This is a genomic window from Nonomuraea sp. NPDC049624, assembly GCF_040675255.1.
Taxonomy (GTDB): domain Bacteria; phylum Actinomycetota; class Actinomycetes; order Streptosporangiales; family Streptosporangiaceae; genus Nonomuraea.
This window is the reverse complement of the sequence record NZ_JBFAOR010000004.1, coordinates 678,594-691,680: the sequence shown is the minus strand read 5'-3', so window position 1 is coordinate 691,680 and position 13,087 is coordinate 678,594. Positions and strand designations below refer to the sequence as shown.

11 protein-coding genes are annotated in these 13,087 nt (G+C 71.7%); 8 read left to right on the top strand and 3 right to left on the bottom strand.

The features are described from left to right. Positions 1-265: 265 nt before the first annotated feature. Complete coding sequence (locus tag AB0J76_RS19540) at positions 266-1,786, bottom strand: recombinase family protein (protein ID WP_352327327.1); 1,521 nt, start codon at positions 1,784-1,786, stop codon at positions 266-268. Between the two features lie 19 nt (positions 1,787-1,805). Between AB0J76_RS19540 and AB0J76_RS19535 the strand changes: the two genes are divergently transcribed. Both AB0J76_RS19535 and polX read left to right on the top strand, forming a co-directional pair. After that, the gene (locus AB0J76_RS19535) at positions 1,806-2,237 is read left to right on the top strand and encodes an aldo/keto reductase (RefSeq protein ID WP_352327326.1); all 432 of its coding nucleotides are present in this window, start codon (positions 1,806-1,808) and stop codon (positions 2,235-2,237) included. Between the two features lie 38 nt (positions 2,238-2,275). Beyond that, positions 2,276-3,955, top strand: a complete 1,680-nt coding sequence (gene polX / locus AB0J76_RS19530; protein ID WP_352327325.1) for a DNA polymerase/3'-5' exonuclease PolX — start codon at positions 2,276-2,278, stop codon at positions 3,953-3,955. Between the two features lie 579 nt (positions 3,956-4,534). Here polX and AB0J76_RS19525 read toward each other — a convergent pair. Beyond that, positions 4,535-5,212: a hypothetical protein gene (locus tag AB0J76_RS19525; protein WP_364390036.1), complete on the bottom strand. Its 678-nt coding sequence runs from the start codon at positions 5,210-5,212 to the stop codon at positions 4,535-4,537. A 539-nt stretch (positions 5,213-5,751) separates the two neighbouring features. Here AB0J76_RS19525 and AB0J76_RS19520 point away from each other — a divergent pair. From AB0J76_RS19520 to AB0J76_RS19510, 3 genes are all read left to right on the top strand, one after another. Beyond that, complete coding sequence (locus AB0J76_RS19520; RefSeq protein WP_352328353.1) at positions 5,752-6,459, top strand: hypothetical protein; 708 nt, start codon at positions 5,752-5,754, stop codon at positions 6,457-6,459. A 172-nt stretch (positions 6,460-6,631) separates the two neighbouring features. After that, positions 6,632-7,705 (top strand): sulfite oxidase, encoded by a 1,074-nt coding sequence (locus AB0J76_RS19515; protein WP_352328354.1) that lies wholly within the window; start codon positions 6,632-6,634, stop codon positions 7,703-7,705. Between the two features lie 182 nt (positions 7,706-7,887). Further along, entirely contained in the window at positions 7,888-9,369 is a 1,482-nt protein-coding gene (locus AB0J76_RS19510; protein WP_352328355.1) for a wax ester/triacylglycerol synthase family O-acyltransferase, read from the top strand. Here AB0J76_RS19510 and AB0J76_RS19505 read toward each other — a convergent pair. Beyond that, positions 9,307-9,852 carry a TetR/AcrR family transcriptional regulator gene (locus AB0J76_RS19505; RefSeq protein ID WP_352328356.1) on the bottom strand — a complete coding sequence of 182 codons (546 nt, stop codon included), beginning with the start codon at positions 9,850-9,852 and terminating at the stop codon, positions 9,307-9,309. The genes AB0J76_RS19510 and AB0J76_RS19505 overlap by 63 nt on opposite strands. Before the next feature lie 120 nt (positions 9,853-9,972). Between AB0J76_RS19505 and AB0J76_RS19500 the strand changes: the two genes are divergently transcribed. The 3 genes from AB0J76_RS19500 to AB0J76_RS19490 all read left to right on the top strand — a co-directional run bounded on the left by AB0J76_RS19500 (position 9,973) and on the right by AB0J76_RS19490 (position 13,058). Beyond that, positions 9,973-10,545, top strand: a complete 573-nt coding sequence (locus tag AB0J76_RS19500) for a TetR/AcrR family transcriptional regulator (RefSeq protein ID WP_352328357.1) — start codon at positions 9,973-9,975, stop codon at positions 10,543-10,545. Beyond that, positions 10,545-12,050: an MFS transporter gene (locus tag AB0J76_RS19495; RefSeq protein WP_352328358.1), complete on the top strand. Its 1,506-nt coding sequence runs from the start codon at positions 10,545-10,547 to the stop codon at positions 12,048-12,050. The genes AB0J76_RS19500 and AB0J76_RS19495 overlap by 1 nt, the downstream gene beginning before the upstream one ends. Before the next feature lie 78 nt (positions 12,051-12,128). Continuing rightward, positions 12,129-13,058, top strand: a complete 930-nt coding sequence (locus AB0J76_RS19490) for an aldo/keto reductase (RefSeq protein ID WP_352328359.1) — start codon at positions 12,129-12,131, stop codon at positions 13,056-13,058. Positions 13,059-13,087: the final 29 nt, after the last annotated feature.

The window sequence follows — 13,087 nt, the reverse complement described above, 5'->3', positions numbered from 1 at the left end:
TCGCGTTCCGGTCCTCGCCGTCCCTGCCGTCGGCCGTGTTCGGTGACCGTCTGTGGCACCAGTAGTACCACTCGTACAACGACTTCATGCAGGCCAGCGGTTCCACACGGGAACGCAAGGATATGTCACAAGACGTCCGATGGAGTCCGCCAGAGTCCACAGACGTCCAGCCATGTGCAGCCATTCCTCTACAAAAGAAAGGGGCCGTAGCCTGAAAGTAAGGACGGTCCCCATTCGCGAACAGAAACGTCTCGGACGTCCCAAATCAGTTTTCCCGCCAAATAGGGTCGAGCTTGTCCGGATCGAACTTCTTGTTTCCCTTGCCGGCGGGGTACATGATCACAGCGTGCAGCGCCTCGCGAATGTACGTGCGTTTCGTCGAGATCGGCAGACCGCCCTCGTCCTCAAGCCGGTACCACCGCTTCCGGATCTTCTCGACGTCGGTCGCCTTTCGTGCCTGCCGGAGCTGGGCGGACGCGTCGTGCTTGGTCTTCTCCGTGCGATAGTCGGCGATCTCCTTTTCCAAGCCGGGCGCGAGCGAGAAGAACAGCTCGTTACCGATCGCCTTCGCCTGCCACTGCCTGGTCAGCTCGTCCAGGCGGCTGATGGAGTCCTGGAGCAGTTCCTCCTTGTCCCACTCCCCACTGTCCGACGCGTCGACCAGCGCGCCCTCTTCGAGCGTCGCCAGGACCGCCTCGGAGACGAAGAGGTCCACCAGGTCGCCGCGCCTGGAGACGCCCCCGCAACCTCCCTCGGCCTTGCTCAGGCACGTGTATACGTGGTGAGGTGCGTCCTTGCCCCTGTTGACCCTCAAGGGCGTGTTGCAGAGGTTGCCGTCCGGCAGCGTGTTGCCACAGCGCAGGATGCCCGACAGGAGATAGGTCGGGTCCCGGTAGTCGCTGGGATGCCGCTTGCCGATCTTCCCGTCCCTCCCGATGAAGTGCCCCTTGCGTGCCCCGAACACAGCCCGGATCGCCTTCCACTCGTCGCCGGTGATGATCGGAGCCCACTGGCCTTGCACGGGTTCGCCGCTCGCGTCCCGGACGAGTTCCCCGTCCAGCTCGCGCCAGCCACAGATACGCGGATTCAGTAGCGCGACCTTCAAGGACCGCACGCTCCAGTCGTTACCGAGCGAGGTCCTGATGCCCTTGTCCTGCCACTCCCTGACGATCGAGTGCAGGGAGCGCCCAGTGAGAAAGTCGGCCGCCGCCTGCCGCAGGAGATCGGCCTCGTCCTTGTCGAGGGTCAGCCGGTCGAGCTTCCAACCGAAGGGGCGTGGCCCGCCTGACGGCCTGCCCTCCTCTGCCCGAGCCCGATGGGAGCGGCGCATACGGCGCTGCATCTTGCGGACCTCCATCTTGGAGATGACGGCCCCGAACAGGCCCATGCTCTCCACGTCCTCGCTGTACAGGTTCTTGGCGCCCCGGGCGTCGGCGAACACGCGCCCGTCGTGGTGCGTGAACGCCTCCACGAAGCGTTCGTAGTCACCCGGACGGCGGGTCAGCCGATCGTCGGCGAGGACCACGATGCCCGAGACCGGTTTCCCGTCGGGGAGCTTGCCCGCCTTCAGTGCCTTCAGCATGGCCTCGAAGTCGCCGCGCACGACGTCCGCCTTCGCCGCCGACTTGTCGTTGTCGGTGAACTCGTGGACGACCGTCCATCCGTACCTCGCGGCGGTCTCAGAGTTGACCTTGTGCTGGTCCCGTACCCCGTGTTCGTCGCCCTTGCAGTCGGCCGAGATGCGAGCGTAGGAGACGACAGGGATGGGGGGTGCTGTCTGGCTCATGGGCAACATCTTGCATGAAATGCAGAGCTATAACCTGCTCTACCGCGAGGAGGAGCGCGAGATGCTGCCCCTCTGCGCCGACCAGGGCGTGGGCGTGATCCCGTGGAGCCCGCTCGCGCGCGGCGTGCTGGCCAGGGCGGGCGCGGCCGGCCCGGCGGCCTCCGCGACCGCCAGGACCGGCTCCGACGCGCGCATCGACTTCCTGTACGACCCCGACAACGACCGGCGCATCCTCGACCGGGTCGCCCAGCTCGCCGCCGAGCGGGAGCTGCCGCCGGCCCAGATCGCCCTGGCCTGGCTGCTGCACCAGCCGGGCGTCACCGCGCCGATCGTCGGGGCCACCAAGGACGGCCACGTGGACGACGCCGTGGCGGCCGTCGGGGTGGAGCTGTCGGACAAGGAGCTGGCGTTCCTGGCCGAGCCGTACCGGCCGCGGGAGGTCAAGTTCTGAGCACCGGGATTGTCGGCCGGAGATCCTAAGGTAGGGGCATGCGGGCTAATGAGGAGGCGGCGGCGGCGCTGCAGGAATACGCGGAGCTGTTCGCGCTGAGCGGCGGCGACGCCTTCCGGGTGCGGAGCTACCAGAAGGCGGCCAAGGCGATCGCCGGGTTCCCCGAGGACATCTCGGAGGTCGACGTGCGCGGCGTCCCCGGCGTCGGGGAGGCCATCGCCAAGAAGATGGAGGAGTTCCTCCAGCGCGGCAGCTTCCGGCAGCTCGACGACCTGCGGGGCCGCGTGCCCGAGGGCGTGCGGCGGCTCACCCGGGTGCCCACGCTCGGCCCCAAGACGGCCATCATGCTGTTCGAGGACTACGGCATCGACTCCACGGTGGCGCTGGGCGAGGCCATCACCTCCGGCCGGCTCGACGGCGTCAAGGGCCTCGGCCCCAAGACCCTGGCCAACCTGCTCAAGGGCATCGAGCAGCTTGAGCAGGCGGGCCGCCGGGTGCACATCGGCGTCGCGATGGCCCTGGCCGAGCAGGTCATCGGCTCGCTCGAGACCGAGCGGGTCGCGTACGCGGGGTCGCTGCGGCGGATGAAGGACACGATCGGCGACATCGACATCCTGGCGGTGGCGCCCGAGTCGATCATGGCCGACTTCCGCGCGCAGCCCTACGTCGCCGACGTGATCGCCGCGGGCGAGAAGAAGACCTCGATCCGCACGACCTCCGGCGTCCAGGTCGACCTGCGCCTGATCCCGGCCGGGTCGTGGGGCGCGGCGATGCAGTACTTCACCGGCTCCAAGGAGCACAACGTGGCCATCAGGGAGATGGCGGTGAAGAAGGGCTGGAAGCTGTCGGAGTACGGGCTGTTCGAGGGCGAGCGGGTGATCGCCGCCGAGTCCGAGGAGGACATCTACGAGGCGCTCGGCATGCAGTTCGTGCCACCGCCCATGCGGGAGGACGGCGGCGAGGTCAAGGCGGCGCTGCGCGGCGAGCTGCCGGTGCCGGTGGAGCTGGCCGACCTCAAGGGCGACCTGCACACCCACACCGACCTCACCGACGGCATCGCGTCCCTGGAGGACATGGTGGCCGCCGGCGCCGCGCGCGGCTACTCCTACTACGCGGTCACCGACCACGCGCCCGACCTGGCCATGCAGCGCATGACCCTGGACAAGGCGCTGGAGCAGCGCGGGCGGGTGGCCGAGCTGCAGAAGAAGTACCCGCACATGCGCATCCTGCACGGGTCGGAGCTCAACATCGCGCCCGACGGGTCGGTCGACTGGCCGGGTGAGGTGCTGCGCGAGTTCGACGTGTGCGTGGCCTCCGTCCACTCGCACTTCGGCATGTCGCGGGAGGAGATGACCCGCCGGTTCATCACCGCCTGCGAGAACCCGTATGTGGACATCATCGGCCATCCGACCACCCGGAAGATCGGCAAGCGCCCGCCGGTCGACGCCGACTGGGACGCCGTCTTCCGGGCGGCCGCCCGTACGGGCACCGCGATGGAGATCGACTCCTACCCCGACCGCTCCGACCTGCCGGCCGACCTGGTGCGGCTGGCCAAGCACCACGGGGTGAAGTTCTCCATCGACAGCGACTCGCACGCGATCCCCCATTTGGCCCACCAGCGGTTCGGGGTCGGGATCGCGCAACGGGCCTGGCTGACGGGCGACGACGTCATCAACACCTGGCCCCTCGACCGCCTCCTGGCCTTCCTCGGCCGCTGACCCTCCCCCGTCCCGGGTCGGGGCGGGAGACGGGCGCGGCCCACACAGAAGTGGCGGTCGGGCGCGGCCCGCCAGAGGTGCCGGTCGGGCGCGGCCCGCACCCAGCGCGGGCCGCACCCGAGCCTCGACGGGGGCATCCGCCGCAGATGGTCGCGGCCCTTCTCCAGAAGCGGGCATCCACAGACTTACTACTCCCAAATCCGCACTTAACACCCAAACCGGGACATTTGCTGCAACCTGGGAGCGGCTCCGCTCCTTGAAGAGCGGGCCGGCGCACACACCCGGCGCCCGGCCGAGCGCCACGCACCGCCCCCCTCCGACGGACAACACGCTCACGACTCCGCCGCGCGGGCGACGCCCCAGACCCTTCTGACGCCCGCCCGGCCTACGTGCACATGAACCCCGCAGGCAGCAGGCCCCACCCGCGGACGGCGTACCCAGGCGCCTCCCGACGCGCACACAGGCCCCTCCCACGGACCCCTGCCTACGGCCCCCACCCACAGGCAGCGCGCGCACGACCCCACCCCGCAGACGGTGTGTGCAGCCCCTCCCCTGGCTGGCCGCCGTACCTGGATGGCTTCAGTCGGTCAGGCGTGCCCGGACGACGCCGTCACTCGCCGACTCGGCCGCCGGCCGGGCTCCGGGCCGCAGGACCGGCAGCCCGGCCCGCAGCCGCTCCAGGAATTCGTCGACGTCCAGGCAGCGGCCCTCCGCGTCGACGACCTCGGGCACGAACGCCTCGACGATGCCGTCCCCGACGGCGAATTCGGCATCGTCGTCATCGTCGTCGTAATTGTTCACCCAGCGCCCGCCGGGGGCGTACACGTCCATGGCGTGGTCGTAGTCGATCACCCAAGGGGTGTCGACGGTCCCGGTCCGCAGAGAGCCGTGGTTGTACCAGCCGTAGACCAGGTGGGTGAAGGCGCCGTCGTGGATGCAGATCTCCGCTTCGCCGCCCTCCAGGGTCTCCGCCTCGGTGTGACCGCCGACGTACAGGCCGGGCCGGTCCTCGTAGAGCGCGATCGGGCCGTTGACCTTCAGGTCGCCGGTGACCACGATCAACTCGACGTCGCCGCCGCGCAGTTGCTTGACGGCATCCAGGAAATCCCCGTCGAGGGTGAGGTCGCCGTCGAAGAACAGCACCTCACGGTAGCCGGGCGACGCTCCCGCACCCTCGAACACGGCGGACAACGTGCCGCCCAGGCGGGCATCGGCTTCGGCATAGGACAGGGACGCGGGGATGGCGGAGATCGACATGGGGAAGAGCGTAGGTCCGTGTACTGACAGTCCGGCACGCGCGACAAGGTTCTTAAACACGGCCTGGTGCACGACAGATGGCGCAGCGCAGGGCCGTCTCGGCAAGACGACCCGCACAGGAGCCCTTCTGCGGCCCGTGCGCCGGACAGCCGGTCCCGGCAGTCTGCGCAGCACCCGTCCGGTGGAAGGGGACAGGGGGCGGCCGGTGGCGGGACAGCGCCCGGCCGTTGGCGGGTGTGCGCGTAGATTCTTCTGCTTCGCTAGCTTGGACGCCGATGGAGGACAACCAGCCCCCGCGCCCCGTAGCCCCGGACCCGGCCTCTGTGCCCAGGCCCGTCGACTCCGCCGCCGGGACACCCCGAGATCCAGCCGCCCCTCCCGCCGCCGCGCCTGATTCCAGCAAGGATCCCGCCGCCGCCGTTGACTCCAGCAACGATCCCACCGCCGCTGGTTCCAGCAACGGTCCCGCCGTCGGGGTGCCGGGCGGTCCTGTCGGGGCGTCCGCGCCGCACCTCAGGACGGGGCGTCGGAGACGGCGGGTGTGGAAGGTTGTCGTCGGCGCGCTGGTCGGGCTGGTGTTCGCCGCCGTCGGCGGGGTCGCCCTGGCCTACCCCTCGCTGGCCGCCACCACCTGCCCCGGCTGCTACGGCCTGACCGAGCTGAGCCCGGGGGTGCACGTCGAGGACGGCCTGACCCCCGCCCAGCGCGCACGAGCCGGCGAGGTGGCCGACCAGGCCGCCCGCCGGGTCACCGCCTTCTACGGCGACCGCCGCAGCTCCCCCGACCTGCTGGTCTGCCTGACCGAGGCGTGCTACCGGCGCATCGGCGGCGGCCAGGAGCGCGGCGTCGCGGTGCTCAACCGGTCGGTCATGCTCTCGCCGCGCGGCCTCGACCCGGTGATCGCCTCCCACGAGATGTCCCATGTCGAGTTGCACGCCAGGCTCGCCTCCTCCGCCGAGGTGCCCCAGTGGTTCGACGAGGGGCTGGCGGTGGTGGTCTCCGGCGACCCCCGCTACCTGGCCCCGGAGTCCGCGCCGGACCGCTGCCTGGTGGCGCCGTCCGGGCCGCTGCCGGTGACGCTGGAGGAGTGGCTGCGCACGGCGAGCGCGGACCCCGCCACGTACGCCAGGTCGGCCTGCCGGGTGAGCCGCTGGCTGGGCGAGAACGGCGGCCGTGCCGCGCTGCTCGGCCTGGTGACCAGGCTCAACGCCGGCGAGCCGTTCTCCGCCCTCGTCCGGACGCGCTGACGAACCACCCCGAAAGGCACGGTTGCCGCACCCGTGCCGCTGGGTAGGTCTTCGTACGGCTGGAACGGTCCCAGGATCGGGACAGCATTCGGCAAGCACGCGCACGCGGAGACAGCGCGAGGAGATTAAATGGTTTCCAGGTAGGAAATACGTCTTGCGAGAGGTGGCTCCCATGAAGCAAGTCGCGGCGACGATCGTCAAGCCGCTGCCCGACCACCTGTTCCGGGTGCACGACGGGAACGCGGAGATGCGGTGGGAGGCGATGTCCGGGGTCGGCTACCACACGCCGAACGACCGCTTCTTCGTCAGGAACCACACCGCCACCCCGCTGATCGACGCCGCCGGCTGGCAGCTCCACCTGCACGGCGCCGGGCTGCGCGGGCCGCGCGCCTTCACCTACGACGAGCTGCTGTCGATGCCCTCGCGCACCCACGACGTGGCCATCGAGTGCGCCGGCAACGGCCGCGCCTTCTACGGCACCCAGCAGGGCGACCCCGCGCCCGGCACCCAGTGGGGCCTGGGGGCCGTCGGGGTGGCGAGGTGGCGCGGCGTGCCGCTGCGCCACCTGCTCGCCGAGGCCGGCCTGCGTCCCGAGGCCGTGGACGTGCTGCCCACCGGCCTCGACGCGCCCTTCGAGGACCACGGCCACGTGCGCCGCCCGCTGCCCGTCGCCAAGGCGGTGCACGACGTGCTCGTGGCGTACGAGATGAACGGCCGGCCGCTGCCGCCCGACCACGGGTTCCCGGTGCGGCTGGTGGTGCCGGGATGGGTGGGGATCGCCTCCATCAAGTGGCTGGGCGACATCGAGGTCTCGACCAGCAGGCTGTTCACGCCGTGGAACACCGTCTTCTACCGGGACGTCGCGGCGCAGCCCGTGAAGAGCGCCTTCGAGCTGCCCTGGGACGCCCGGCTGCCGATCCGCGGCCCGCACGCCTGGCGCGGCCGTCCGGGGCCGCACGTGCTGCGCGGCCGGTCGTGGTCGGGGCGCGGGCGGATCGTCGCGGTCGAGGTCAGCTTCGACGGCGGGCAGTCCTGGCAGCCGGCCGAGCATCACGGCCCGCACCTGGTCGGGGCGTGGTTGCCGTGGCACGTCCAGTGGGCGCCGAAGCACACCGGGCCCGCCGTGCTGATGGCCAGGGCCACCGACGAGACCGGCGCCACCCAGCCGCTGCGCACGCCCAAGCACCCCTTCGGGTACTCCTTCGACGCGGTCGTGCGGCATCCGGTGCAGGTGGTCAACGGATAGATAAGTGTCACGAACACGGCTGAGCTGGCCGTTCATCCGAAAGTGGTCCGGAGGTGTGCATTTCATCTGAAAGACTCTCGCGGAAACGTTACGGAAATGACACCGTGCGAGGCTTTCGCACAAGACGAAGCACGCATCGAAGCACTCAGTGAAGAACGCCACGAAGGAAGAAGGGAGAGCAGATGCGCCAGCTGACCCCGTTGGACGCCCAGTTCCTCCATGTCGAGTCCGAGACCACCGCGGCGCACGTCGCCGGGCTGGCGGTCCTCGACCCGGCCGGCGGCGCGGTGGACCGGGACGCGCTGGCCGAGCTGCTGCTGGACCGCGTCCATCTCTCCCCCGCGCTCAGCCTGCGTCTGGTCGAGGTGCCGTTCGGGCTCGACCGTCCCTACTGGTGCGCCGACCCGGACTTCGACCTGGCCAACCACCTGTTCGAGACGACGCTGCCGGCGCCCGGCGACGACGCCGCGCTGGCCGGGGCGGTGGCCGCGATCCACGAGCGCCGGCTCGACCGGTCGCGTCCGCTGTGGGAGATGCACCTGATCAAGGGGCTGGCGGGCGGCCGGGTCGCGGTCTACACGAAGGTGCACCACGCGGCCATCGACGGCGTGTCGGGCGCGGAGACCCTGGCGACCTTGCTCGACCTGACTCCGGAGGGCGTGCGGGAGCCCGGGCCGCGCCCGGCGCCGCACCGGCAGGACCCGCCGGGCCTGGTGGAGATGCTGGCCGGGGCCGCCGTGCGCTCGCTCACCCATCCGGTGCGCGCCGCCCGCTCGGTGGTCAGGGCCGCGGGCGACCTCGACGCGATCCCGCTGGCCGGCGCGCTGCCCGGCGCGCAGGCGATCGCCAGGGCCGCCCGGCTGGTGACCGGCGACCAGAAGCAGCGCCCCGAGCTGCCGGGGCTGACCGCGCCGCGCACGCCGTTCAACGGGCCGATCAGCGCGCGGCGCGAGTTGTCGTTCGGGTCGGTGCCGCTGAAGGAGGTCAAGAAGGTCGCCAAGGCCAACGGCATCAGCGTCAACGACGTGGTGATGGCGCTGTGCGCCTCGGCGCTGCGGTCGTGGCTGGACGAACGGGACGCGCTGCCCGCCGAGCCGCTGGTGGTGGCCGTGCCGGTGTCGGTGCGTACGGGCGGGGCCGCGGACGTGGTCGGGAACCAGATCTCGGCCATGGTGGCGCCGATGCCGACGAACGTACCCGACGCCGGGGAACGGCTGCGGGCGGTCGGCGAGACCATGAGCAGGGCCAAGCGGCGCTTCGCCGTCGCGCCGGCGAGCTGGCTCGGCGAGCTGTGCTCGCTGCTGCCCGCGCCGGTCACCAGCCTGGCCACCCCGGCGATCTTCCGGCTGGCCGGGACGGCGTTCCCGCCGATCAACCTGATCATCAGCAACGTGCCGGGCCCGCAGTTCCCGCTCTACATGTGCGGCGGCCGGGTGCTGGCCTACTACCCGCTGTCGGTGCTGACCGACCTGTCCGGCGGCGTGAACATCACCTGCTTCTCCTACGACGGCATGCTCGACTTCGGCATCGTGGCCTGCCCCGAGCGCGTGGACGACGTGTGGGGCCTGCTCGGCCACCTGCGCGACGCCCTCGACGAGCTGCTAGCCGAGGGCGTGGGCGATGAGTTCGGCGACGGCGTCGGGGTCGATCTGGTGACCGGTTAGCTGGCACAGGTTCTCCTGGTAGAGCAGCACGGCGGCGAACGTCGCCGCGGCCACCTCCAGGCGGGCCGCGTCGCCGCGGGCGCCGGGCAGCGCCAGCTCCAGCGCGAACCTGGCCCTGCTGATCAGCTCGCCGTTGAGCCTGCCGAGCCGCTCCTTGACCGAGCCGTGCGTGTCGGCCTCGCGGAACAGGATGCGCCGCATCGCCGGTGAGGCCCGCAGCGGCAGCCCGCGTGCCAGCCGGGCCAGCGTGCCGGCCGGGTCGCCGGGCACGGCTTCGACCTCACGGCCCTCCTCGACCAGCGTGCGCTCGTCGACGAGGGCGACCAGCACGTCGATCTTCCGCGGGAAGTAGTGGAAGATCAGCCCTTTGGGGACTCTCGCGAGCCTGGCGATCACCGCGGTCGGAGTGGCTTCGTAGCCGCTGCCCGCGAACAGTTCCTCGGCCGCGTCCAGGATGCGCGTGCGCGCGTCACCGATCGACACAGCTCGCACCCTAGCGCCACCTGCGGCTTCATCGCCATCCCGCCGGGGCGAGAGCCTGCTGCCCTCCGGCCGGAGGGTAGGATTGAGACGTAAATGTCTCATATTTGACGGAGTTGTCTCATGGTGGTGAGCCGGGAGCAGATCATGACCGCGGCGATCCAGCACCTCAACGAGCATCCGGCCGCCTCGATGGCCCAGCTCGCCGAGGCGGTGGGGATCAGCAGGGCCACGCTCCACCGGCAGTTCAGCAGCCGGGAGGAGCTGATGACGGCGCTCGGCCACCGCGCGCACGACCGGTGGCACGACCTCCAGGTGCGCGCGGACGTGCCGGCCGCCGCCGCCTCCGGGGACCCGGGCGAGCTGCGCCGGGCCCTGGAGATCCTGCTGGAGGGGTGGATCGAGGTGGCCGACGAGTACGGATTCGGCCTCACCGACCACGCGATGGCCGTGCACCCGGAGCTGCTGCGCCGCGCGGAGGAGCTGGAGGAGCGCGAGATCGTGCTCTTCGCCGCCGCCCAGCGGGCCGGGCTGCTGCGCGCCGACCTGCCTCCCCGCTGGATCAGCAACACGGTCTACGGCCTGCTGGTGGCCGTCCGGGAGAGCCTGCGCCGCGGCGACGTCGCCCGCCGGGACGTCGCCAGGCTGCTGCGGGAGACGTTCCTGGCCGGTGCGGGCGCAGGGGGGTGGTCGTGATGACGGCCACCGGCCTGTCGGCGCGCCGGCGGTGGGCGGGCCTGGCCGTGCTGTCGGCCAGCGTGCTGCTCGTGGTCATGGACATGACCGTGCTGAACGTCGCCCTGCCTGCGATCACCGAGGACCTGCGGCCGACGTCGGTCGAGCTGCTGTGGATGGTCGACGCGTACTCGCTGGTGCTGTCCGGGCTGCTGGTCACGGCGAGCGCGCTCGGCGACCGGTGGGGGCGCAAGCGCATGCTGCTGGCCGGGTTCACCGTGTTCGGGGTGGCCTCGACGGCGGTGCTGCTGGCCGGCTCGGCCGCCGAGGTGATCGCCGTACGGGCGCTGCTCGGGGTGGGCGGTGCGATGATCATGCCGTCCACGCTGTCGATGATCCGGAACCTGTTCACCGATCCGGGCGAGCGGGCCAGGGCGCTCGGCGTCTGGTCGGCGATGGCGGCGATGGGCGCGGCGCTCGGCCCGATCCTGGGCGGGTTCCTGCTGGAGCACTTCTCCTGGCAGTCGGCTTTCCTGGTGAACGTGCCTGTCATGGCGGCGGCCGTCGTCGCCGGGCTGCTGCTGCTGCCCGAGACGCGCAACCCCCGGCCGGGCCGGTGGGACGCGCTGGGTACCGTCCTGTCGATGGCGGGCATGGCCGCGCTGCTGTACGCGGTCAAGACGTTCGGCAAGGACGGCCTGACCTCGCCCGCCGCCCTGGCCGCCACCGTGGTCGCGGCGGTCGCGCTGGGCTGGTTCGTGGTGCGGTGCGCGCGCAGGCCCGATCCGCTGCTGGAGATCAGGCTGTTCCGCAGCGCGCCGTTCTCGGCGGGCGTGGTGACGGCGCTGACCACGTCGATCGCGATGGCCGCCGTGCTGCTGCTGCTCGCGCAGTGGATGCAGCTCGTCCAGGGGTACGCGCCGCTGGAGACGGGCGTGCGGCTGCTGCCGGCCGCGCTGGCCGCGCTGATCGCCTCGCCGCTGGCGCCGGTGCTGGCCGAGCGCGTCGGCGCCCGGGTGGTGCTGACCGGCGGGCTCGCGGTGACGGGGCTGGGGTTCCTGCTGGTGTGCCTGGCGCCGCAGCCGCTGGGCTACTGGCCGGTCGCCGCCGCGCTGGCGCTGATCGGCGCGGGCAACGGCGCGCTGGCCATCGCCTCCGCGGTGATCATGGCCGGTTCGCCGCCGGAGAAGTCGGGCAGCGCGGCGGCCATCGAGGAGACCAGCTACGAGGTGGGCGCGGCGCTCGGCGTGGCCGTGCTGGGCAGCGTGGCCGCCGCGGTCTACCGGAACGGGCTGGACTACGCGGGCGCCGGCGCGGACGCGGCCGGCGAGTCGCTGGGCGGCGCGCTCGACGTGGCCGCCGAGCTCGGGGCCCAGGGTGCGCGGCTGGTGGAGACGGCCAGGGCGGCCTTCACCGACTCGCTGGCGCTGACCTCGGGCGCGGGGGCGGCGCTGATGCTGGCCGGCGCGCTGGTGGTCTGGCTGCTCACCCCGCGCGCCCTCGACCTGGCCTCCGTGGAGCACTGACCGCACGTCCGCGACGAGGCACGGACGTGACCGGGGCGCCGTCCGTGCCTGCCCGCCGGCGGTGCGGATAATGGCCGCATGAGATCAATAGGCACGACGGACCTGTCCGTGTTCCCGATATCGCTCGGCACCAACGTCTTCGGCTGGACCGCGGACAAGGAGACCTCGTTCGCGGTGCTCGACGCCTACGTCGAGGGCGGCGGCAACTTCATCGACACGGCCGACGTCTACCCCCACTGGGTGACCGGCGAGTCCACGTCCGAGCTGATCATCGGCGAGTGGATGGCCGCCCGCGGCAACCGGGACTCGGTGGTGGTGGCCACCAAGGTCGGCATGCTGGAGGGGCTCGAAGGGCTGGCCCCGGCCACCATCCGGACGGCCGTCGAGGACTCGCTGCGCCGCCTGCGCACCGACTACATCGACCTGTACTGGGCGCACGTGGACGACCACGACACGCCCCTGGTGGAGTCGCTGGCCGCCTTCGACGCCCTGGTCAAGGAGGGCAAGGTGCGCCAGATCGGCGCGTCCAACTACGGCCCGGCCCGGCTGGCCGAGGCCCTGCGGATCTCCCGGGACGAGGGGCTGGCCGCGTACGTGGCGCTGCAGCAGCCGTACAACCTGGTCGACCGGGGGTACGAGGGCGAGCTGCGGGACGTGGTGGCCTCGGCCGGCCTGTCGAGCACGCCGTACTTCGGGCTGGCCCGCGGGTTCCTGACCGGCAAGTACCAGCCGGGCGTCACGGTCGACAGCCCGCGGGCCGGGAAGGCGGCCGAGTACCTGGAGACCGAGCACGGGCGCAGGACGCTCGAAGGGCTGCTGAAGGTGGCGGCCGAGCGCGGCGCCGAGCCCGCCTCCGTGGCGCTGGCCTGGCTGGCCGCCCAGCCCACGGTCACCGCGCCGATCGCCAGCGCGCGCGACCCCCGCCAGCTCAAGCCGCTGCTGGCGGCGGCGGAGCTGGAGCTGAGCGAGGAGGAGCTGGTCCTCCTCGACGAGGCCTCCCGCCCCTGACGCCCCCCGGGCCCGCGCCGGGCATGGGC